This is a genomic window from Hyphobacterium sp. CCMP332 (assembly GCA_014323545.1).
Taxonomy (GTDB): domain Bacteria; phylum Bacteroidota; class Bacteroidia; order Cytophagales; family CCMP332; genus CCMP332.
Window position 1 is genome coordinate 2,588,594 of the sequence record CP058647.1, and the last position, 23,572, is coordinate 2,612,165.

The following is a 23,572-nucleotide window of genomic DNA, read 5'->3' on the forward strand; positions in this document are numbered from 1 at the left end:
TTAAGCGGCTTTGTTTTTAGTGTTAAACTTGCATTAAGCTTTTATTTTTTGAGAAGAGAGGGATGCTCCGAAATATTCCCTGTTCATTCGGGCGATGTTTTTTAAATCGATACCCTTGGGACATTCTGCAGAACAAGCGCCTGTATTAGTACAAGCACCAAATCCTTCAGCATCCATTTGAGCGATCATATTTTGTACCCGCTCTTTTTTCTCGACTTTACCCTGTGGCAACATTGCCATTTGCGAGACTTTCGCTGATACAAATAACATGGCTGATGCGTTTTTACAAGCGGCTACACATGCCCCACATCCTATGCAAGTAGCAGCATCAAATGCCTCATCTGCAATATCTTTTGGAATAGGAATCTCGTTGGCATCAGGAGCACTACCTGTATTTGCCGAAATAAATCCACCGGCTTGAATGACGCGGTCAAAAGCACTTCTGTCAACTGTTAAATCTTTAATTACCGGAAAGGCTTTTGCCCTCCATGGTTCGATATATATGGTGTCTCCATCTTTAAAACTTCTCATGTGCAATTGACAGGTAGTTACAAGATCGCCCGGGCCATGAGGACGACCATTAATATACATGCTGCACATGCCACATATTCCTTCGCGACAGTCATGATCAAATGTCACAGGATCTTCACCTTTTCTTAAAAGGTCCTCGTTCAATTCATCGATCATCTCAAGAAAAGACATATCTGGTGAGATATTGTCAATATCATAATCCACCATCTTTCCTTTACTATCGGCGTTTTTCTGTCTCCAGATTTTAAGTTTTAATTTCATCTTTGATGTTTTTCTATTTATAACTCCTCTGAGTCAACTTCACATTTTCAAATTTCAAATTTTCTTTTTCAAGAACCGGGTCCTTGTCATCACCGGCATATTTCCAGGCAGACACATATGAGAAATTTTCATCATCTCTCAAAGCTTCTCCTTCTGGTGTTTGATATTCTTCCCTGAAGTGTCCACCGCAGGACTCGTTTCTATCATGCGCATCGCGAATCATCAATTCTCCGAGTTCTAGGAAATCGGCAACGCGATTGGCTTTTTCGAGTGTCATATTCAGCTCTTCGTTGCTTCCAATGACTTTTACATTTTGCCAGAATTCTTTTCGTAGTTCCTGAACCATATTTAAGGCTTTTTCAAGACCTTCTTTAGTTCTTGACATTCCACAATAATCCCACATTATTTTTCCAAGCTCTCTGTGGATTTCGTCTACTGTCTTTTTACCATTGATTGACAGTAAAGTTTTGATCTTATTTTTCACATCCTCTTCTGCTTTTTTGAATTCAGGATGATCTATATCTACTTTTTCATAAGGTAAAGTCGCCAGGTAATCACCTACAGTATAAGGAATTACAAAATAGCCATCAGCCAAGCCCTGCATAAGTGCTGATGCTCCTAACCTGTTCGCACCATGATCGGAGAAATTAGCTTCGCCGAGTGCGTATAGTCCGGGAATGCTTGTGCTTAAATTATAATCTACCCAAAGTCCCCCCATGGTATAATGCACGGCAGGATATATTTTCATTGGAACCTTGTAGGGATTTTCGTCGGTGATTTTTTCATACATCTGGAATAAGTTACCATACTTTGCACGAATCACATCTTCGCCATCTCTTTTTATTGCATCTCTGAAATCAAGATAAACAGCAAGACCGCTTTCATTGACACCCCTTCCTTCATCACATACCATTTTAGCATTACGGGAAGCCACATCTCTCGGCACAAGATTTCCAAAGGAAGGGTACTTTCTTTCCAGGTAATAATCTCTTTCATTTTCTGGGATTTCATTAGGAGGTCGTTTATCTCCTTCTTTTTTAGGAACCCAAACCCGACCGTCATTTCTCAGAGATTCAGACATTAGCGTCAGTTTTGATTGATGCGTTCCTGTTACCGGAATACAGGTAGGGTGAATCTGTGTAAAACAAGGGTTAGCAAAGTTTGCTCCTTTTTTATATGCTCTCCAGGCTGCCGTAGCATTTGAACCCATGGCATTTGTTGATAAATAAAATACATTACCATAGCCTCCTGTGCATAGCAATACAGCATGTGCAGAATGTGATTCAATCTTTCCGGTAATTAAATTTCGTACAACTATACCGCGTGCTTTGCCGTCAACCACCACTACATCCAGCATTTCTGTTCTTGGGAACATTTGAATCTTTCCTGTAGAAATTTGTCTGGACATTTGAGAATAGGCGCCCAGCAATAATTGCTGACCCGTTTGCCCTCTAGCGTAAAAGGTTCTTGAAACCTGAGCCCCACCAAAAGAACGGTTGGTGAGGTAGCCTCCATATTCCCTGGCAAATGGTACACCTTGAGCCACACATTGATCGATGATATCCACACTCACTTCTGCAAGTCTGTAAACATTGGCTTCACGAGAACGATAGTCACCTCCTTTAATGGTATCGTAGAAAAGACGGTAAACACTATCTCCGTCATTTTGATAATTTTTAGCCGCATTAATTCCTCCCTGGGCAGCAATACTATGTGCACGTCGAGGACTGTCTTGAAAACAAAATGCTTTAACATTGTAGCCTAATTCCGCTAAAGTAGCAGCAGCTGAAGCTCCTGCCAGGCCGGTTCCAACCACAATCACATCGTACTTCCTCTTATTGGCGGGATTAACAAGTTTGATATTAAACTTGTGTCTGTTCCACTTTTCGGCCAATGGCCCTTCAGGTATTTTAGAATCTAATGACATGTTATTTTACATTTGAATTAAATACAAGTAAATAGGTTGAGTTGCGAATCCCAACGGTACCAATATGGCGAATAAGGCTCCAAATCCATGAATCAATGGATTATACCTTGGATGGTTTAAACCCAAAGTTTGAAAACTGCTTTGGAATCCATGCCACAAATGAAAACTTAAACCGATCAGAGCCACAAGATAAATTAGCACGTACCACAACTGTGAGAATGCAGCCGCTACTACTGCATAATAATCGGGAATTTCAGTATCGTATGAAGTCATAGGTACATTACCATAATGAAATTCATACCAAAATGTTTTCAAGTGAAGTATTAGAAATATCAGAATTATTGATCCTAAAAACATCATATTTCTTGAGGACCAGGTACTCGTTTCTCCGGGTTTTGAAAAAGCGTATTTTTCAGGTCTGGCCTTTCGGTTGTAAATGGTCAGTAATATGGTCTGAACTACATGTAAAACAATAAATATTTTAGTAAGCCAGGCCACAGTTTGAATCAGAGGATTGGCCGACATAAATTCGGAATAAGCATTAAAAGCTTCTCCGCCGTCTCCTTTTAAAAGTGTAAAATTTCCTGAAACGTGGACAGCGAGAAAAAGGATTAAAAATAGCCCTGTAAGTGCTACTATTAGTTTTCTTCCTAAAGTGCTGAGAAATAAATTAAGAATCCAGCTCATTTGTTGCGATATTTAACTTTAATTTATTGATCAAATCTAATTCAGCATCAAATATGCGCAAAACTTTGCCTTAATTTTGAAACGTTCTAAATAAAAAATCTTAAAGTTTCGTTTCAATTGTAAAAAAGCATATAAGAAACATCGTTTAGAATATTGAACACATTAGTTTTGGCTTTGTTTTTGATATATGAGGAGGCAGATTAAATGAAATTATTGCTACGTAATATAGCTTTACCTTTCCTGTTCGCAATTATTCCAATTTCGGAAATATTAGCTTCGCACATACGCGCCGGTGAAATTATTGCCGAAAACATTAACAATAGCCCATTAAGCTGGCAATTTACTTTAATTTTATTCACCGACCTTTCATCTGATGTTCAATCAGAAGCAGTGGATTTTGATTTTGGAGACGGTACTCCCGGAGTCAATGTTCCAAGATCTTCATTTTTTGATTTAGGCAATGGAACGGCTGAAAACACCTATGTGGTCAATCATACCTTCAATAGCGCAATAGGTGCGAGATTTGTAGTTTCAGCAACAGAGGAGAATCGAAATGCCTGTATAATTAATTTTGATAACTCTGTTAATACTCCTTTTCATGTTTCAACTGAAATAATTTTGGATGCCGCTGTAGGGATAAATTCTACGCCAAGATTTACTCAAATTCCTGTAGTTAATGCGGATTTTGGCCAGCGATGGGTATTTGACAACGGAGGCTTTGATCCCGATGTGAACGATAGTGTATCTTATGAATGGACCATTCCAAAATTATCTCCCGGTACAAATGTCCTTAATTACCGCGATCCTGATGTTGTGGCAGGTGGATTAACCGAAGATGGTTCTGCGCAGGCATTTATTGATCTTGACCCTGCAACCGGGGTTTTAGTATGGGATGCCCCAAATTTATTGGGCTGTTTTAATATTGCCTTCAATATTGTTGAATGGAAGCAAAATCCTTTTACCGGTGAATACCTGAGAAGAAGTGTGGTAACCAGAGATATGCAAATAATTGTTAGGGATTTTGACAATTTACGGCCTTTGATTACAGCTCCTGCCGATACATGTGTTGTAGCAGGAACTACCTTGCGACTAGTAGCAGTTGCTGAAGATCAAAACACGCCACCCGATTTTATTTATTTGTCTGCCAGTGGCGAACCCTTTGAAGTTGCTCAATCCCCGGCTACATTTTCACCCGATCCGGACGATTCCGTGAGTAGTCCCGGGGCAATAAATTTTCAATGGGATACAAGATGCGTTCATGTTCGTAAAAAACCTTACAGAGTTGTTTTCAGAGTTGATGATGCACGCCCAATCCGGGAACAGCTGACCGATTTTGCCGAGACGAATATTACTGTGATCGGCCCTGCACCTCAGCTCGACACAGCAATTCTGGAAAATGAAAATATAAGAATACGTTGGTCGCCATATTTCTGTTCAAATGCTGTAAGCATGAAGATTTTTCGCCGAAAAGGCGATTTTCCTTTCCAATTGGATTCCTGTTTTACAGGAGCACCTTCAGGTTTTGTAGAAATAGGAAAGGTATCGATTAACACACTGGAATTTCTCGATGATAATAATGGAGCAGGATTGGAAAAAGGCCCAAAATATTGCTATGTACTTGTAGCGGAGTATCCTGATGGCGCATTGAGCAGACCTTCAAATGAAAAATGCAATGCGCTTCCCATTGACATTCCTTTAATCACCAATGTGGACATTGAATTAACGGCAAGCAATGGCAGAATTAATGTCAAATGGACAAGGCCTCTGGAGCTTGACTCTGTTATTAATCCTCCTCCTTACCGGTACGATTTGTTTGGTAATAGTCAAAGTAATTTATTGTTCTCCGGCAACGACTTAATGGATACAAGTTTTGTATGGAATGGAGCTGATACCGAAGGTTTTCAGAATAAAGCAATTCTACATTTCACAAGCAATGGAAATATTTTTCAGGACTCTGTGAGTGCAAGTTCTGTTTTATTGACAAGTACACCCGGCGGACAAAGAGTTCAATTGGATTGGAGTGCTGATGTTCCCTGGTCAAATAACGGCCAATATCATTTAATTTATAAGAGGAATAATATCAGCGGTGTTTACGAATTGCTTGATAGTATTTTTGCAGATGGAAACAATTATTCCTATTTGGATCAGGGCCAAGCCAATGGTATTCCTCTGATCGACGGCGAGGAGTATTGTTATTTTGTTGAGACAAGAGGCAGCTATTATAATGATGTTTATTCGCAGGTATTTAGCAATCGCTCTCAGATCTCTTGCGATATTCCCCAGGATTCCGTCCCGCCTTGTCCTCCAATTCTCAGTTTGGAAGTCCCTGATTGTGATTCATTGTTGGCCGATAAGGAATGTTCGAGTGTATTAGCTGATATACCCAATAGCAATTTACTGAAATGGACGCCCGATTTTTCTGAAGGTTGCGATCGGGATATCGCAGAATACAGAATTTATTATAAAGCTAGTTCTGATGGCGAATATCAACTATTAAGTAGTGTTTTATATGACACGCTAATCTTTGAACATGGAATTGAAGGAGATTTATCGGGATGCTATGTTGTTACGGCTGTAGATTCATTTGACAATGAAAGTGCATTTAGCAATGAAGTTTGCAGAGATAATTGTATCTATTTTGAATTGCCAAATGTATTCACTCCCAACAATGACGAGTGGAACAATACATTTATCCCATGTCCTGAACCGCGATTTGTTAAAAGCATAGAATTTGAAGTTTACAATCGGTGGGGAAGGCCGCTAAGAATTATAAATGATGATCCTATGATCAATTGGGATGGGTTGGATCAAAGTGGAAATGAAGTTCCGGCCGGTTATTATTTTTACAAGGCAGACGTAGACTTTTTCCGTCTGAATCCTGAAGATTCCAAAAAAACTTTCAAGGGTTGGATTTGGTTAGCTAGATAATGTCTGAAAAGTATATCATATTATTTGATGGTGTTTGCAATCTCTGCAATAGCAGTGTTAACTTTATTATTGACAGGGATAAAAAAGATAAATTCAGATTTGCAGCCTTACAGTCAGCGGAAGGACAGGAAGAGCTAAGAAAAATTGGAATGGATAAAGAATACCTGGACAGTATTGTCCTTATTAAAAAGGGTAAATTGTTGCATAAATCCACAGCCGCATTACATATATCAAAGGAATTGACCGGGTTATGGCCTATAATTTCATTTTTCTTAATCATACCCAAAGTTTTGAGAGATTTTTTTTATGATATTATAGCCGCAAATCGCTATAAATGGTTTGGCAGACAGGAGGAATGCCGAATTCCAAGCCCAGATTTGAGATCAAAGTTTTTAAACACTGAGGCTGCTTAAAGCTAAAATTATATTTTTGCTCAAAAAGCTATTATGAAAGCATATATTTTTCCGGGTCAAGGGTCACAATTTCCGGGTATGGGCAAGGATTTTTTTGATTCCAGCGACAAAGCGAAAGAAATGTTCAAATCCGCTGATGAGATCTTAGGATTTAGTCTATCAGATATTATGTTCAATGGTAGTGCCGATGATCTTAAGCAAACCAAAGTCACACAACCCGCAATCTTTTTACACTCGATAATCAGTGCTCAGTTGGCTTCTGATTTTGTTCCTGATATGGTGGCAGGCCATTCTTTGGGAGAATTTTCTGCATTGGTAGCCAATAAAACACTTTCATTTGAAAACGCATTAAAATTAGTTTCGAAGCGAGCAATGGCCATGCAAAAAGCCTGTGAAGCCGAGCCTTCCACAATGGCGGCAATAATTGGATTAGATGATGAAATAGTGGAAAAAATATGTTCTGAAATTTCTGATATTGTTGTTCCTGCAAACTACAATTGCCCCGGACAGCTGGTGATTAGCGGTTCTTTTAATGGAGTTGAGAAAGCTTGTGAAAAATTGAATGAAGCAGGGGCGAGAAGAGCTTTAATATTACCGGTAGGAGGTGCATTTCATTCACCATTGATGGAGCCGGCGCGTCAGGAATTGGCTGAAGCTATTGAAACTACAGAATTTTTAAGCCCTATTTGTCCGGTTTATCAAAATGCAACTGCAAAACCATCTAAGGATATATCCGAAATCAGGAAAAATCTGGTAGATCAATTAACCGCACCGGTAAAATGGACACAAAGTGTTAATGCCATGGTTTCAGATGGTGCCAATGAATTTATTGAATGTGGTCCGGGCAAAGTTTTACAGGGTCTGGTGAAAAAAATCCACAGAGAAGCTGAGGTTTCATCGATTGCTTAAGCGATCTTTTTTACCCAAAGATCATCTTTGCATTGTTCGAGCAATTGACTTTGGGTCAAATGGAGTTTCGGATGTAATTTATCGGAAGCGATTTCTACCAACGGAATTAAGGTAAATTTTCTTTCAGGTATTCCCGGATGTGGGATTACAAGATCAAATGAGTTGGCAATTAATTCCTCAAAGTACAATATATCAATATCGATGATGCGTTCTGTCCATTTTTCGGTTCTTATCCTACCCATTTTCTTTTCAATACTGAGTACGGTTTCCAACAATTCCCAGGGTCCTAAATGCGTTTCAATTTTTAAAACCTGATTATAAAAACTGTTTTGATTTTCTATGCCCCATGCCGCTGATTCGTAAATTGAAGATTTTATAGTAATGTCGCATTCATTTTGTTGAATTAGGTTTGAAGCTAATTCAAGATTTTTATCCCTTTGTCCAACATTTGTGCCGATGAGCAGAAAAGCTTTAAATGCTTCGTATTCTTCTGGTGATTTTGTAATCAATTAGTATAAATTTGTCCTAAAATTGAGTAAAAAATATAAATAACATGAATTTTTTAAAGTACACTCTAGCCACTATTCTGGGATTATTTCTATTTCTGATCATAAGCATTTTTATTTTTATGGGAATAGGTGCGGCGGCCTCTCAAAAAGAAGAAGTAAAAATTAAAGATACTTCAGTATTAGAATTAAATCTCGGTAGTCCGATTAGTGAAAAGGAACCCGATAATCCTTTTGAAGAATTTGGATTCGAAATACCCGGTGCAGAGTTTACTTTGGGTTTAAAAGAAATTAAAGAGTGTATCAGAAATGCGTCGCTTGATGAAAGAATCAAGGCCATTTATTTAAATTCAAGCAATTTCGGGGGTGGTTTTGCCATTGCTACTGAAATTCGAAAAGAATTAGAAAAATTTAAGGAGAGTGGAAAGCCAATAATTGCTTATAGCGAATATTACAGTGAGGCAGCCTATGCCTTATCCACTGTGGCTGATACCATTCTTTTGCATCCTATGGGGCTTGTCGAGTTTAATGGCTTCAATCTGGAAATGATGTTTTTAGGTGGAACGCTTGAGAAATTGGATATAAAGGCAGAAATAATAAAAGTAGGAGATTATAAAAGCGCTGCGGAGTCACTTGTAAGAAAAGATTTCTCAGAAGAAAATGAAGAACAGCTCAGATTTTTAATCGATGAAATTTACGCAGATTTTATTAATGATGTGGCAAGAGGAAGAGGCATCGACGACACTACTTTGTTAAATATCGTCAACACCCACAAATTAAGAACCTCTGATGATGTTTTAGCCAGCAATATGGTAGATATGCTTGCGAATAAAGATGAATCGATCGATATACTCAAAACGGCTATCGGTGTATCTAAGGATGATAAAATTGAATTGGTGAGTTATAGTAAATACAAAAATGTCAATATAGAATCAGAGAATACTAGTAAAAATAGAATTGCTGTTTTAGTAGCTGAAGGAGAAATCAATAGTGGTGAAAGCGATGAAGACGTACTTGGTTCAGATACCTTTGCCGAACAAATGCGAAAACTGAGAGAGAATGAAAGAGTTAAAGCCGTAGTGGTCAGAGTGAACTCTCCCGGTGGTAGTGCAGTGGCTTCCGAGATCATGGCTCGCGAAATTGCCTTAACAAAGGAAGAGAAACCCGTTGTTGCGTCTATGTCGGATGTTGCGGCCAGCGGAGGTTATTGGATTTCTATGGGCTGTGACAAAATAATAGCCCAACCAAATACCATTACAGGTTCTATTGGAGTGATTGGCGTAATTCTGAATATTGAAAAGTTTATGGAAAATAAGCTAGGAATTACTTTCGATAGAATAAAAACAGGAGAATTTGCTGATATCGGTAGTGGTACCCATGAAATGACGGAAACCGAACGCGCTATTATTCAGGAATCCGTTGATGATGTATATGAAGATTTTATTACTAAAGTAGCATTCTTTAGAAAAATGGACATTGAAGAAGTAAAGAGTATTGCTGGCGGCAGGATCTGGACGGGCAAGCAGGCCATGGAGAGAAAGTTAGTTGATGAATTGGGTGGCCTGGAAAGAGCGGTTGAAGTCGCCGCTGAATTAGCAAACCTCGAAGACTACAAGCTAAGATACTATCCACCCAAAGAAAGTTTTTTCGAGAAATTCATGAAAGGATCGGAAAAGGAAGAATTGATGACTTACTTTTTTGGAGAACCCGATAGATTTACAAAAGCCATTAATACTATTAAAGACCTTGAAAATAAGGATGGTATTATTGCCCGATTACCCTACGGATTTGAAATTATTTATTAGGAATGTAATCCTTTTAACTGTTCTATTGAGTGCATTGCCAAACAGCATTAATGCACAGCTAAGATCAGAGCAATTCGAACCTTCTCTGGTCCCAATAGGCTTTAATTCGGTGATACCTCTCAATGAAGATGTTATTATTTTATTGCCAATTAATAACGGGGTCTGGTTTATCCAAAGAAAAAATTTAGGGAACGATTTAATATGGTCCGGCTCTATAAATACCGTTGAAAATGAAAATATATTTTCATGGGAGATCACGGAAGGCAAAATTTATATCTATTCGACAAAATTTGATCGCAGCGCCGGAAAGAGTGAATTATATGTAACAAAACTGGATACGGAAAATGGAAACAATAAGTCAAGAGAATTACTTTGGTCCACTCGCGCAGGTGAAATTACCGGGAATCGGAAAAAAGCAAAAAAGGTGGCCGATGCAGAGCTGGAACTTGCCTCTTTAAGGTCGTTGAATGCGGAAGTGCCATTTCCTTATCGCTTTGAATTTAAAACATCACAAAATCGCCAATTTAGGATTATTTCATTATTTGATTATTCAAATGAACAACTCATTCATGATTACAAAATATATGATAGGAATTTAAAAGAACTTGACTCCCGAAATATAAAGCTCGATGAGTTGATATATCTTTTTGATTATACCATTGGCAACGCGGGTGAAGTTTATCATTTAAATCAATCATTCGATGGAGATATACAGGTAATTCAATTTTCAATGCACTCAGATGATTATTCACTGCTTCGACTTACTGCTGAAAACAGTCAAAGGGATGATCTGAAAATTCTTGAATTAAGCAAAGGAAGGGTAGTGGTTGCAGGAAAAGCAGAAATTGAAAATTCTTTCTATGGCTGCCTTTATGCTGTATTTGACTTTAACCTAAATGAAATTGATCGGGTCCATTTTGAAGCACTTCCATATGAATATAAAGCGGCTACAGACAGTCTTTTTAAGCTTGGGAAGTTTGATGTAAGAGACCGAAGTAATTTTACCTTAACACATGTAGAATCATACAATGATGAAGAATTGTTAATAGTATTCGAGGCCTTTGAATTAAGACGGTCCGGTTATGTTTTTAAGGATCTGCGTTTTGACTCTGAACTAGAATGGTCCAATCATAAAGCCAAAACCATTAGCGGTTCGGCATTGATTTTTTCATTTGACAGGAACGATGAATTGAGATGGTCAAATTACATTTACAAAAAGAAAGAAATGGATATGAAATTTCCAAGAGTGTCAACTTTATTTCCAGTTTCACCTAAAAATGAAGCAATTTCATTTTTTATGGAATACGATGATAAAACCTATGAAATGGAAATGGATTATGTATACAACACCTGGCAAAAAGTAGCCATGACCTCCGACAATTCAGTGTTATCTACCTTGCAAGAAAAAAATGGGGATGCTTTAGTGGTTTATTATTCAGAAAATGAATCAAGGCTCATAATTATTAAGAAATGACGCTTAAAGAAATAAAGGAATCTTTAGATTATATACAGAAGAAAATTGATTTCAAGCCGGAATTCGGAATTATTCTGGGAACAGGCCTCGGTGCACTCGCTAAGGAAATCATAAAGGAGTTGGAAATCAATTATAAAGAAATCCCTCATTTTCCTGTTTCTACGGTAGAGAGTCATACAGGAAAATTAATTTTTGGTTATTTGTCTGGTAAGAGGGTGGTCGTAATGCAAGGAAGGTTTCACTATTACGAGGGCTACTCAATGCAACAAATTGTGCTTCCCGTAAGAGTGATGAAAATGCTTGGAATTAAAACACTCTTCGTAAGTAATGCCTCCGGGGGACTAAATCCCGATTATCAGGTAAGCGATCTTATGATCTTAAATGATCACATCAATTTATTGCCGGAAAACCCATTGCGAGGTCCAAATATTGATGAGTTAGGTGTTCGGTTTCCCGATTTGAGTAATGTTTACGATAAAAAATTAATACAACGAGCGCTTCAAATATCAACTGATTTTGAAATTAATGTGCATGAGGGAATATATGCTGCAGTTCAGGGTCCAACTTTAGAAACTCCGGCGGAATATCGCTACATCAGAATAATCGGAGCAGATGCTGTAGGGATGTCTACAATTCCAGAGGTAATAGTTGCACATCAAATGGGAGTACCTGTTTTTGCTATCTCAGTTATCACCGATATGGGTGTGCCAGGTATGATTGAAAAGGTCACTATTGAAAAGGTATTGGCTGCTGCTGCAAAAGCTGAACCATTCATGACTTTGATTTTGAAAGAATTAATAAGTGAGGCATAAAAAAAGACCGAATAATCGGTCTTTTAATAATTTACAAGATCTTAATCTTACTCTTCGGGATCATTTGAATCCTGATCATCATTTAACATAGCTTCAATCTTGTTTTTTAGCGCATCTACTTTTGTTTCTAATTCCTCGATATTTTCTTCAGTAGAATTTTCCAAAGATTCAGAAGTTGCTTCGATTTCCAATTCTAACTCTTTTAATTCTGATTTAAGTTCTTCACCTTTTTCAGAACCTGTTTCCATCCCTTCTTCGGCAAGCTCTTCAATATCTTCGGTTGTATTTTCCAACCTATCTGTTACCTTGTCTTTAAGTATCAGTAAATCCGCCTGCACTTTGTCTTTTCGAATTTGGAACTCGGTACTTACTTCCTCTGCGATTTCCTCAGCCTTGGACTCGTTGTTATCTTTCTGAGGTTCACAGGCTAAGAAAAATGTAAGAATAAGCGAATATGTAAATATGTTTTTCAAAGTTTTCATAGTAATTATGTTTAGTTGTTACAAAAAAAAGGCCGATGGATTACCGGCCTTATCATATTAGTTGAAATAATTAATTCAATTTGACGGCCTCTTTTGCTTCGTTCACCCACTCTTTTCCGTGTTTGGTGAGATCCTCCAGTTTCTTGTTGTATTCAGCTTTCATTTCCTTGGAGGTCTTGGCTAGAGTTTTTTCCCAATCGTGCATGGTGCTGTCAAATTCTTTTGCTATCAATTTTCTTGTTTTTTCACCAGAATTCGGTGCCAATAATACTCCAATAGCAGCTCCTGTAATTGCACCTGTTAAGAATATTCCTAAATTTTTCATGATATTTTTGTTTTAAGGGTTAAAATTTATTTTCTATTAGTTTTCCTGAGAAAATGCGCTCATCATCCAGTGATTTTTTTCAGTCACTTTTATGAAGTTTTTGACCATGTCCTCAGTACCGCTATCGCCATATTCAATTGCGTTTTCAACAACTGTAAACATGTACTCTAATAACACACGATAGTCTCTTATAATTTCCTTTACCATCTCCATGGCAGTTAAATCCGTACTGGCTTCTTTAATTTCAGAATGGTCTAAATATTCGCGCATTGTACTCATTGGTGTTTGACCAAAAACTCTGATTCTTTCGGCAATTTCATCGATCGCGCTTTTGGCATCTTCATATTGAATTTCGAATTGTTCGTGAATGTCAAAGAAATCGGGTCCCTTCACATTCCAATGAAAATTCCTCAGCTTTTGATAATGAACACTGAAATTTGCTAATAATTGATTCAGGGATTCTACCAACTCCGCAGTTTCCAATTTGGTATAACCCAACTTTCTAAACGCTTTTTTTGAATTTGAATCGTTTTCTTTTTTTGATGTTAAGGTTACTTCTTTCATAATTCTTATTGTTTGCATTTATATATGCCAAAAGTGTGCCCTTAGTAAAATAGAATGTAAAAGAAGAATAAATGGATTTAAGAGATTATTTTCTACAAAGATTGTAGAAATATTTACCCATTAAAAAAGAATTTCAAATTTACTTCCCTTGTCCGGCTGGCTTTGCACTTCAATTTGTCCACCATGGCCGTGAATAATGTTTTGAACATTTGTAAGACCAAGTCCATTTCCTTTTTGCTTTCGACTAAAAAATGGTTCAAAAATATGATTAAGCGTTTCTTCATCCATACCTGTGCCATTATCCGATATTTCTATCAGAAAATTTTCATTGACAAGACTGGACTTTACTTCCAAAACTCCACGATTTGATTTCATAGCTTCGATAGCGTTAATAAACAGATTTAAGAAAGCAACCTTAAGAGCCTCTTTATCGACAGCTTTGATAAATTCTTTTTTAGAGATCTTGTCCACCAGTTTTATATTTTTGAGTACCAAGCGGTCATTGCATTCTTTCAATGACTCTCTGAGAATCGCATTTAAATTTTCATCGCTAAAATTATACTGTCGTTGTTTAGAAGAATTTAAAAGATTGCCAATTAAGGTTTCAATTCGCGTGGCGTTTCGGGCTATTATTTCTGTGTAAACATTGGCTTCTGTATTGTCGGAAATTTCATCTTTTAATTGATCCAATGCTAAATTTAGATTTGTTAGAGGGTTTCTTACTTCGTGAGCAATATTTCTTGCTATTTTACCTGTGACTGCTAATTTTTCAGTCATTAGTATTTGACGCTCCGCTTTTTTCCTTGTGCTGATGTCTTTTATTATTCCCATGAAAGTATCAATTCCTTCTATTGCAATCGATTCAAAAAAACTGAGAAGGCAGGGAAGAACTGATTTTTTTCTAGTCTTTAATTCAACTTCAAATAACTCGATGTTTTCTTTTAAATAGACTTGCTGATTGAATCTTAAAAAGTCCTCTTCTCTATGAAAAATATCTTTGAGAGAAATATCCGCATTTTTCCTAAACCCAAAATTTTGTCTGAAAGAGGGATTCATATCCACAATTTGATATTCACTATTGCATATGAAAATCATATCCCTGGATTCCGACCACAATTGATCGTATTTACGCCGGATGTATTCAAATTCCTTATCTGATTTTTTTGGTCTTTTCATTTAGATAAGGTCTAGCGATTTCATTTTATTATATAGAGTTTTACGGTCAATTCCCAAAAGTTTTGCGGCTTCGCTTTTGTTATCATTGGATGCTTGCAATGCCCTGTTGATTGTTTTGGCTTCGGTACGAGCTACATTTTCTTTAAGATTATAACCAATTATTTCTTCTTCCTCTTGTATTGATTTTTTTGAATGCAGTTTTATTTCTCCGGGCAAATCTTCTACAATAATTTCATTTCCCTTACAAAACAAGACCGCCTTTTTTATTGCATTCTGTAATTCACGCAGGTTTCCTTCCCAGGGATAAGATTTCATAAGTTTGAATGCTTCTTTTGAAAATGAATCAACATTCTTCATAAGAGACTTCGATGCATTGGCAAGAAATATTTGCGAAAATTTTTCAATATCCTCATGTCTTTCACGCAAAGGATGAAGTTCAATTTTAAATTCATTGATTCGATGATATAAATCCAACCTGAACTCGCCCTTATCAATTTTGGCTTCAAGATGTTCGTTCGTAGCTACGAGGATTCGAACATTGACATTGATTTCTTTCTCATCGCCAATTTTTCTCACTTTCCCTTCCTGAATTACTCTAAGAAGCTTTACCTGGTTTTCATAGCTTAAATTTCCCACTTCATCGAGAAAAAGAGTACCTGAATTGGCTAGTTCAAAACATCCTTTTTTGGATTTGAGAGCTCCTGTAAAGGCACCCTTGACATGTCCAAAAAGTTCGCTTCCTGCTAATTCCTCGGGCAGGGCACCACAATCCACGGCTACAAAGGGCTTGTCTTTCCTTCTGCTATTGGTGTGAATCGCCTTTGCCACATATTCCTTTCCCGTCCCGGTTTCTCCACTTATTATAACAGACATATCAGTGGGGGCAATCAATTCAATTTGCTGATATATATTTTGAGCATGTCGACTTTCTCCGATCACATATTCCTGATCTACTGAGGAGGCGCTGTTCTTGGAATTAAAATCTTTGGATGCATCTTTTACAATTTGCAGAATTTCATCTGGTTGAAGTGGTTTGGTTACATATTCTATAGCTCCGAGTTTTAGTGCTTCAACAGCCATCTTGGTTTCAGAATAGCCGGTGATGATGATAATCTTGACCTTATCATCCAAAATCTTTATTTTTTGAATCATTTCAAGACCATCCGTATCGGGCAACCTAAAATCACATAGGATGACCGAGAAGGAATTATTTCTTACAAGATCAAGTCCTTTTTTACCGTTTGCAGCAATCGAAACCTCATAACCTTTTTTACTAAAAAAGCCTTTCAGTAAGGATAAAGTATCGCGATCATCATCTATTATTAGTATTTTATTCATACCTCATAGCCCATTTGTTCTAATTTTTCTTGTAAAATACTTCTGTTGAAAGGTTTTGAAAGAAAGTGTTTAACGGATAAACGCTCAGCTTTCATTCTTTCATCCTCACTGTCATAGGCCGTAATTATTACTACATCACAATTGCCTGATTGTTCGTTTATTTTATTTATTATTTCAAAACCAGAGCCATCCTGTAAATTCAAATCAACCAGTGCGAGTTGGAAATGGTTTTGATCAATGGCTTTACCGGCTTCTGCCACTGTTTCAAAAGCCTTCACATCGAATCCGAATTTATTCATGAATAGGCTAAGCATATCCCTGATGTCTTTTTCGTCGTCCAATATGATTACTGAGTTTCTTATAACTTATTCTTGTTATTCATAAACCGCATAAAATAAAAAATTGAAATCTTTTTCAAGTTATCAAAAACTAAATTGATTCGAAATCACCGAAAACCTTGCATATATAATTTAGCACATATAAGTTGATGTTTTAATCTTAATTTAATTCACATCTTCAAAATTCACCAATTGACAAATGATGAATTTTAACTTAATACGTCTTTTCGCACTGACATTTGTATTGTTGATCCTTGGATTATTCCTTTATGCTTAGGAAGGGATTATTCTCTATGAAGGCTTTCTGCTGACCTGAAATACATTTAAACTAAAGAATCGAGAATTTTTAAAAGTGTTAGAACTTCTTCTGCCTGTTCTTTTGATGTCGTGTAGAATTCTATGCTTTTTACCTTGGATTTTTTATCAAATCGTTCGCTTTCGTATTCTATGCCCTTCATAAAATCAATTTGAGCGGATGATTTTCTTATAGGGATTTCAAGATTAACATAAGTTTCTTCTCTTACATCTTTTTCAAATGCCATTTTTTCCTTGTTTGATAAATCCGTAATCACAGATGACTCAAAATCGAGATTGGCAATTGGCACATTGTAATTGTTGATTAGAAATCTATTATTTCCATTATCCTTGTCTTGATAAATTGCCTGTAAGTATTGTCCTGTACTGGTAAAATGGATAGTGCGCTCCAATTTCAAATTGTTTTTTGAATCTAGCGTTATATAGTTTCTTCTTCCTGTATAGTAGGCAAAGCTTGAATCATCATTAAAAATCGAAATTTTTCTTATTCTGTGATCCAGTAATCCTGCGAGTTGCTTATTGATAAGCGAAACAATTTGATTTTTAGAATCGGCAATTTTTTCCTTTTCCTTTTTCAATAAGTAAGAATAAGTATTGAGGCTTGATTGGATTTTCTTTTTTGAAGCTTCCAATTCTTCTGTTGTAGAATTTAATTCCTCGATTTTGTTGTTTAAGATTTCAATTTGAGACTTAGAGCTTGCAATATCTTCTTGAAGTTTATCAATTTTTAATTCTAAATTTTCTTTGCGCTCTTTTTCTTCTGAGAGCCTCTCTTTTTCAATTTTTATTTGTTCCTCAACTTTAGAACTATAATTGAAATACAAAAAAACACCCAAGCCAATTCCTATTGCAAGTAATATTGGAATAATTACTTTCTGATTCATAATAAATTTGAATTTCAATCTAATATCTTAAAATATCTTTATATAAAAGCTAATCAAATAAACTATTTTAAATATGCATTGAGAATATACATTACTATCTGAAACACTCAATGGTATTTTTTGTCTTCCGGAAAAAAAAGTCTAAATATAGATATTTGTAAATATCAGATTTTGGGCTTACATTCATTACCCCCAATAAACTCAAAACCAAATGTCTGAAGAACGAAAATACATCAAAACCGGTATATCAAAGGCACCTTCATTTTCATCATTTTTAAAACTATTTAATGCATATACAGGAACATGGATACTTCTTTCGCTGCTTGTAACTGCAGCGTATGGGTATTATTTTCAACAAACCACTATTGAGTCATCGGGAATCTTGGTATGGGCTGCAACTTTGACCGGTGAATTCATACTTTTTACCTTAATTGTGGGATTTATTATTTTATTTATTCACGATAAAAGACAGTCTCATACTCCAATACAACGATTATTTCCAGTCATTATATGGGGAAGAAAATTGCTTATATCAATGGGGCCACTTTTAAGACAATATTTGTTCTTAAATGATCAGGAGGAGACGCCATACAATAGAATTACAAGAAACTGGATCTATCAGTCTTCAAAAGGAACAAGAAATACTATTGGTTTTGGAACACAGATAGATATGGACCAGGTTGGAACGACAATAATTATGCCCGCAACTTTTACCAATGTTACCTCAAAAACCGGGGAAGAAACAGGTCAGAGTTATAAAAAAATTATTGGAAAACATACCGGTGTCGAACCTGTCGAATTAAAGCATTTTGCTCATATAAGTGCTATGTCCTATGGTGCTTTGTCTTATCGGGCGCATGCATCATTAAATCTTGGAGCCAAAATGGGTGGTTTTATGCACAATACGGGTGAAGGTGGTCTTGCGCCATGTCATGAATACGGTGGAGGGGATTTGATTTTTCAGATAGGAACGGCAAAATACGGTGTGAGAGATGAGGATGGCAATTTAGATGAGGCAAAATTGAAAAAAGTTTCAGAACATCCTCAGGTAAAAATGATGGAAATTAAATTAGCTCAGGGTGCTAAACCGGGCAAAGGTGGGATGCTATTAAAAGAAAAAATAACTCAGGAAATCGCAGATATACGACAAGTGCCATTGGGAAAAGATGCCTATGCACCTGCCAGACATAAAGAATTTAGTGATGTAAATGGATTGTTTGATTTCATTGACAGGGTGAGAAGAGTTACATCCAAACCTGTTGGAATAAAAATGGTGATAGGCCACACTGCAGAGATTGAAGATATTGCAAATAAAATGGCAAAAGAGCCCGGCAGGGGGCCTGATTACATCGTCATCGATGGAGGTGATGGTGGCACAGGTGCATCCCCTCATGTTTTGAGTTCATATTCAGGCTTGCCGATGAAACAAGCTTTAGCGGTTGCGGACTGGGCCTTGAAGTCACATGGTGTGCGAGATAAGGTTGTTCTTTTTGCCAGTGGTAAGATCGCAACTCCTATTGACATTGCCGTTGCAATGGCACTTGGCGCGGATGCAGTTTATATTGCCAGAGGATTTATGTTTGCCATAGGATGTATTCAGGCCCTTGAATGCCATACAAATAATTGCCCTACGGGAATAGCTACCCAAAGAAGAAGCCTTGAAAGAGCCATTGATATTAAGGGAGCGGCCGAACGTGTAAAAACCTATGCCGATGTTTTGTATAAGGAAACACAAATGTTAGCTGAATCCTGCGGATATAAAACACCTACGGATATTACAGCAGACGACATTATGGTTGTAACTTCTCCAGGTCATCTTGACTATCTGTCCGAATTGCACGGAATTTCGGCTTATGAAGCCAGTCTTGAAAGAAGAATGGCCAGAAGCAAAGGAATGAGCGTTGGAGAAATGAAAATTAAAGAAAGCGCAGCGGGATCAATGAATTAGATTAGGGAATCCATTTGATGTCCTTGAAATTTGGTTTTCTTTTTTCGAGGAATGCATTTCTTCCTTCTTTGGCCTCCTCGGTCATATATGCCAGTCTGGTAGCTTCACCGGCAAAAACCTGCTGACCCACCATGCCATCATCTGTTAGATTAAAAGCAAATTTGAGCATCTTGATTGAAGTGGGTGATTTTTCAAGTATCTCCTGAGCCCACTGGAAAGCCGTAGCTTCCAATTCCTTATGTGGAATAACAGCATTGACCATTCCCATTTCATAAGCTTCCTGTGCAGAATAGTTTCTTCCTAAAAAGAAAATCTCTCTGGCTCTTTTTTGACCCACCATTTTAGCGAGATAAGCTGAACCATATCCTCCGTCAAAGCTGGTTACATCGGCATCAGTTTGTTTGAATATGGCGTGTTCTTCACTGGCTAGGGATAAATCGCAAACCACATGAAGACTATGTCCGCCACCTACAGCCCAACCCGGAACCACTGCAATTACGACTTTGGGCATAAAGCGAATCAATCTTTGAACCTCAAGTATATTTAGCCTGGGCATGCCATCTTCATCCACATAGCCCTGATCGCCTCTGGTTTTTTGATCTCCTCCACTGCAAAAAGAATAAACGCCATCTTTTGGAGAGGGGCCTTCTGCTGAAAATAGGACCACCCCAATGGAAGTGTCCTCACGAGCGTCCAGAAAAGCTTTGTACAACTCAGCAACTGTTTTAGGACGAAAAGCATTTCTAACTTCCGGTCGATTAAAAGCAATCCGCGCGACACCATCCACTTTCTTATAGGTGATATCTTCAAAATTTCCAATTGTTTTCCACTTGGGTTGGGCCATGATTATTTATTATTATTCAACAAACAGCAATGAAATTGGCTTGTTTTGATTTGCTATCTAATCTATTGGTAATTTATCCAATTTCAGATAGCGGATAAGATTTTTAATCGTCATTCCCTGAATCAGGATAGAAAACACAACTATAATATAAGTCATGGTAACTATAAGATCCTTATGCGCAAAATGCGGAAGAGCCAGTGCCAGTGCTACAGCTATTCCACCCCTTAAGCCACCCCAGGCCAAGATTGGAGCCGTACCGGGAACCCAGGTCTTTGATTTTTGAAGTCCAAAAGTAAAGGTGGGTATTAGAATGCTAATGTACCTTGAGAAAAGGGCTACAAAAATGGCAATAACACCTGCTACAATATTTTTTATCTGAAGTGTAACAACCAATACTTCAAATCCAATTAAAATGAAAAGAATTGCGTTTAATGCTTCATCGATGAGATGCCAAAACTTATATACGAAGTCTCCGGTAATTTTTCGAAGGTATTCCGGTTTCCCTTCTCTTCCAATAATTATACCCAATACCACCATAATAAGGGGCGCAGATACATGTACCAGTTCTGCAATTCTAGTACCGCCCATAACCAGAGCCAATGTAATGAGAACTTCTAATTCGGTATGTCTGTTGTCGATAAACTTTAGAGACAGCAATCCGATATAACCTAAAATTCCACCGAGTAAAATTCCGCCAAAAACTTCCTGTGCAAAAAGAATGCTCACACCAATCGGTGTAACATTTTCAACGCCCGACTGTGCTACATTTAAAATGGTCAAAAATATTACTACGCCCACACCATCGTTAAACAGAGACTCACCTTCAATTTTAACTTGAAGATTTTTACTCAATTTCATTTTTTGCACAATCGCCAAAACGGCAATAGGGTCAGTAGGAGAAATAAGTGCTCCAAAAAGCAAGCAGTAAATCAGCTCAACATTAATTCCCAGATAGGGCAAGAAGAAGAATGTGGCAAAGCCTATTATAAATGTAGAAAGCAGGGTACCAACGGTGGCCAGTATAAGAATAGCTCCTTTTTCCTCCACCAGTTTTTTGAAGTTTACATTTATAGCACCGGCAAAGAGCAAAAAGCTCAGCATCACCTGCATGAGAACCTCAGAGAAATCGAAGGAATCCAGAATTTCTGCTGCTGAATCCCTTACTTCAGGCACTAAAATTCCAATCAGTACAATAGTTAAGGAGATTACCAGTGACTGCGTCATCAATCCTATGGTAGCGGGTAATTTTAACCAATGCGTATTAACAAATGAAAAAACTGCCGCCAGAAATATTAAAATGGCTAAAATATCTAAAACACCAATAGTCGCTTCGTGCATTTTTATTACTGATTTTTTATTATCAACCCTTTTTCTTTTGCCAATTCAACCCATTGCGGGAATTCTGACATCATTAGTTTATAGAATTCGGCATCGCTCAATGCAGATGGATCATTGACATTGAAGAAATCCGCATTGTCAATAAAGCGATCCTCCATGTCATCCAGCAATTCCAGAAAAGAATAATCATCTACGAATGGTCTCAATAAGAATCCAAGAAATCCTTTTTGAAGATCTTCGCGGGTTGTACCCATTGTCATAAACTGCCAAAAAATTGGCTCATAAGAAGCACTGGCTATTTCTTTTGCAATATCTTCAGGTTCATCGGTCTCGCCATTGCTTATAAAGTAAACATAAACAGGTGTTTCCCTGCATGCCAGCTTCCCATCTCTTTTTGCATTTTTCAGATATGTAGTCCTGATAAGATTGATTACATTCACATAATCCGCATGTCCGGTCAAATTATATTTATGCATGGCATCTTCAATATAGCCGTCAAAATTTTTCATGTTCATTGAGCCTATAAAAAATGCCCTTTCGGCAAAAAGAAACAGGTCAATATGGCTGTCAATATCCATATGTGTTGCAAAAGCCAATATTCGATTGGCAATTACCTGTGCCTTTCCCGTGTCCAGATAGTCTTCCATTTGCTCGGAAACATCCATACAGAGGACTACTTCTGCTGAGTTTTCTACTAATTTAAGCGCAGTAATCGCTTCTTTCGCTGCCGTTGAACTTTGTTGTATACTTTCAAGATTTTTCTCTAAATCTGACACTGAATTTGATTTGGTTTGATTTTGAAGCAATTTATAAATCTATTTTAATATATGCGTCTAATTTAGTGAAATAGACACATGTATTAAGGCATATTGTCATTTTGTAAAATGATCTGGGTCATATTACAAGTTTCCCACTCTCCAGGAAATACCGGTACTTACAAAATATTCAAAGTAATTTTGATCAGTGTATATACCACCATATAAATCCAATTGAACATTTTTATTTATTAAGAAGCCAAACCCAGCATCATAAGCGTCTATTATATCTCCATTTACAATTTGACCATAAGCTTCTACATATCCTGATAATTTTGGAGTGATACTATAGCCAAGATTTAGAGTGTATAGATAACTGTCAATGAAATCGCCATCATTTAGAAAATCACCATAATTAAATCCGAGGTTGGTTGTAAAAGAGAATATATTTGAGAGTTGTTTTTGAGCCAGTATCAATAGGAAACCATCGGGATTGGAAATTCGGTGATCATCTAATAGTCCATTGAAGTAAGTATTTATCAAAACCCCCAAAGCAGGTAAGTTTCCTTTTTCTTCAATAATATTTTGTCTAAAACCAATGCCCAATTTGCTTAGCCCTTGTTGAGTAATTAAGGTCGAAGATTGATTATTATTTGAGTCAGTTCCATCAATTTCTGTTCGATTGTTTCGAAAATCAACTATGCCATTAATTTCTGATTTATTTCCAATACCCAACCTAAAATAATTAGTTAAAGCATAAGTACTTGAATTCAAATTATAACTAGACGGTAGTCCTCCATTGATGAAAGTCAATTTATATTCATCTTTTGATTGACCAAACTCTAACCCATCCTGCCCCTGGAAGACTCCTTTTCCTACTACAGTGCTGGTATAAGCATTGCCCGGTCTGTCGCTGGCAATAGTCTCGGGAGATTGGGAAAATACAGGAGATGCAGTTAAAAGGCAAAGAAGCGCAAAGAGTGGTAGAAATAATTTCATTCCGAAAAGTGCA

At 37.1% G+C, this 23,572-nt stretch carries 22 protein-coding genes; 7 read left to right on the forward strand and 15 right to left on the reverse strand.

The window, feature by feature from the left end:
- Window positions 1–33 precede the first annotated feature (33 nt).
- From HZR84_11310 to HZR84_11320, 3 genes are read right to left on the reverse strand one after another with little or no spacing between them, the layout of a single operon-like run.
- Window positions 34–792 carry a succinate dehydrogenase/fumarate reductase iron-sulfur subunit gene (locus HZR84_11310; GenBank protein QNL22502.1) on the reverse strand — a complete coding sequence of 253 codons (759 nt, stop codon included), beginning with the start codon at window positions 790–792 and terminating at the stop codon, window positions 34–36.
- Window positions 793–805: 13 nt separating this feature from the next.
- Complete coding sequence (locus HZR84_11315; protein ID QNL22503.1) at window positions 806–2,719, reverse strand: fumarate reductase/succinate dehydrogenase flavoprotein subunit; 1,914 nt, start codon at window positions 2,717–2,719, stop codon at window positions 806–808.
- Between the two features lie 6 nt (window positions 2,720–2,725).
- The gene (locus HZR84_11320) at window positions 2,726–3,406 is read right to left on the reverse strand and encodes a succinate dehydrogenase cytochrome b subunit (GenBank protein ID QNL22504.1); all 681 of its coding nucleotides are present in this window, start codon (window positions 3,404–3,406) and stop codon (window positions 2,726–2,728) included.
- Between the two features lie 213 nt (window positions 3,407–3,619).
- Between HZR84_11320 and HZR84_11325 the strand changes: the two genes are divergently transcribed.
- The 3 genes from HZR84_11325 to fabD are packed head-to-tail and all read left to right on the forward strand — an operon-like array spanning window position 3,620 to window position 7,656.
- Window positions 3,620–6,334 (forward strand): gliding motility-associated C-terminal domain-containing protein, encoded by a 2,715-nt coding sequence (locus tag HZR84_11325; GenBank protein QNL22505.1) that lies wholly within the window; start codon window positions 3,620–3,622, stop codon window positions 6,332–6,334.
- Window positions 6,334–6,747 carry a thiol-disulfide oxidoreductase DCC family protein gene (locus HZR84_11330; protein ID QNL22506.1) on the forward strand — a complete coding sequence of 138 codons (414 nt, stop codon included), beginning with the start codon at window positions 6,334–6,336 and terminating at the stop codon, window positions 6,745–6,747. Before HZR84_11325 ends, HZR84_11330 begins: the two co-directional genes overlap by 1 nt.
- Window positions 6,748–6,780: 33 nt before the next feature.
- Entirely contained in the window at window positions 6,781–7,656 is an 876-nt protein-coding gene (fabD, locus tag HZR84_11335; GenBank protein QNL22507.1) for an ACP S-malonyltransferase, read from the forward strand.
- On the opposite strand, the gene folK is transcribed toward fabD, so the two are convergent.
- Entirely contained in the window at window positions 7,653–8,162 is a 510-nt protein-coding gene (gene folK / locus HZR84_11340; protein ID QNL23249.1) for a 2-amino-4-hydroxy-6-hydroxymethyldihydropteridine diphosphokinase, read from the reverse strand. The two genes, fabD and folK, sit on opposite strands and share 4 nt — an antisense overlap.
- 47 nt (window positions 8,163–8,209) lie before the next feature.
- Here folK and sppA point away from each other — a divergent pair, with 47 nt between their 5' ends.
- The 3 genes from sppA to HZR84_11355 are packed head-to-tail and all read left to right on the forward strand — an operon-like array spanning window position 8,210 to window position 12,253.
- Window positions 8,210–9,967, forward strand: coding sequence for a signal peptide peptidase SppA (gene sppA, locus HZR84_11345; protein QNL22508.1), 1,758 nt, complete (start codon window positions 8,210–8,212; stop codon window positions 9,965–9,967).
- Entirely contained in the window at window positions 9,951–11,441 is a 1,491-nt protein-coding gene (locus HZR84_11350; protein QNL22509.1) for a hypothetical protein, read from the forward strand. The genes sppA and HZR84_11350 overlap by 17 nt, the downstream gene beginning before the upstream one ends.
- Window positions 11,438–12,253 carry a purine-nucleoside phosphorylase gene (locus tag HZR84_11355; GenBank protein ID QNL22510.1) on the forward strand — a complete coding sequence of 272 codons (816 nt, stop codon included), beginning with the start codon at window positions 11,438–11,440 and terminating at the stop codon, window positions 12,251–12,253. Before HZR84_11350 ends, HZR84_11355 begins: the two co-directional genes overlap by 4 nt.
- A 47-nt stretch (window positions 12,254–12,300) precedes the next feature.
- On the opposite strand, the gene HZR84_11360 is transcribed toward HZR84_11355, so the two are convergent.
- The 7 genes from HZR84_11360 to HZR84_11390 all read right to left on the reverse strand — a co-directional run bounded on the left by HZR84_11360 (window position 12,301) and on the right by HZR84_11390 (window position 17,675).
- Window positions 12,301–12,735, reverse strand: a complete 435-nt coding sequence (locus tag HZR84_11360; GenBank protein ID QNL22511.1) for a hypothetical protein — start codon at window positions 12,733–12,735, stop codon at window positions 12,301–12,303.
- Window positions 12,736–12,805: 70 nt separating this feature from the next.
- Complete coding sequence (locus tag HZR84_11365) at window positions 12,806–13,060, reverse strand: YtxH domain-containing protein (protein QNL22512.1); 255 nt, start codon at window positions 13,058–13,060, stop codon at window positions 12,806–12,808.
- A gap of 36 nt (window positions 13,061–13,096) precedes the next feature.
- Complete coding sequence (locus HZR84_11370) at window positions 13,097–13,624, reverse strand: DNA starvation/stationary phase protection protein (GenBank protein QNL22513.1); 528 nt, start codon at window positions 13,622–13,624, stop codon at window positions 13,097–13,099.
- Window positions 13,625–13,744: 120 nt separating this feature from the next.
- Window positions 13,745–14,800 (reverse strand): PAS domain S-box protein, encoded by a 1,056-nt coding sequence (locus HZR84_11375; protein QNL22514.1) that lies wholly within the window; start codon window positions 14,798–14,800, stop codon window positions 13,745–13,747.
- Window positions 14,801–16,138 (reverse strand): sigma-54-dependent Fis family transcriptional regulator, encoded by a 1,338-nt coding sequence (locus tag HZR84_11380; GenBank protein QNL22515.1) that lies wholly within the window; start codon window positions 16,136–16,138, stop codon window positions 14,801–14,803.
- Window positions 16,135–16,479, reverse strand: a complete 345-nt coding sequence (locus tag HZR84_11385; GenBank protein ID QNL22516.1) for a response regulator — start codon at window positions 16,477–16,479, stop codon at window positions 16,135–16,137. The genes HZR84_11380 and HZR84_11385 overlap by 4 nt, the downstream gene beginning before the upstream one ends.
- 320 nt (window positions 16,480–16,799) lie before the next feature.
- On the reverse strand, window positions 16,800–17,675 hold the full coding sequence (locus HZR84_11390) for a hypothetical protein (GenBank protein QNL22517.1): 876 nt from the start codon (window positions 17,673–17,675) through the stop codon (window positions 16,800–16,802).
- A gap of 211 nt (window positions 17,676–17,886) precedes the next feature.
- Here HZR84_11390 and HZR84_11395 point away from each other — a divergent pair, with 211 nt between their 5' ends.
- Window positions 17,887–19,623 (forward strand): FMN-binding glutamate synthase family protein, encoded by a 1,737-nt coding sequence (locus HZR84_11395; GenBank protein ID QNL22518.1) that lies wholly within the window; start codon window positions 17,887–17,889, stop codon window positions 19,621–19,623.
- A 1-nt stretch (window position 19,624) separates the two neighbouring features.
- On the opposite strand, the gene HZR84_11400 is transcribed toward HZR84_11395, so the two are convergent.
- The 4 genes from HZR84_11400 to HZR84_11415 form a co-directional block, all read right to left on the reverse strand.
- Window positions 19,625–20,467 carry a 1,4-dihydroxy-2-naphthoyl-CoA synthase gene (locus tag HZR84_11400; GenBank protein QNL22519.1) on the reverse strand — a complete coding sequence of 281 codons (843 nt, stop codon included), beginning with the start codon at window positions 20,465–20,467 and terminating at the stop codon, window positions 19,625–19,627.
- Window positions 20,468–20,524: 57 nt separating this feature from the next.
- Window positions 20,525–21,805, reverse strand: coding sequence for a sodium:proton antiporter (locus HZR84_11405; protein QNL22520.1), 1,281 nt, complete (start codon window positions 21,803–21,805; stop codon window positions 20,525–20,527).
- Between the two features lie 5 nt (window positions 21,806–21,810).
- Window positions 21,811–22,581 (reverse strand): VWA domain-containing protein, encoded by a 771-nt coding sequence (locus HZR84_11410; protein ID QNL22521.1) that lies wholly within the window; start codon window positions 22,579–22,581, stop codon window positions 21,811–21,813.
- A 123-nt stretch (window positions 22,582–22,704) separates the two neighbouring features.
- Window positions 22,705–23,559: a transporter gene (locus HZR84_11415; protein QNL22522.1), complete on the reverse strand. Its 855-nt coding sequence runs from the start codon at window positions 23,557–23,559 to the stop codon at window positions 22,705–22,707.
- Window positions 23,560–23,572: the final 13 nt, after the last annotated feature.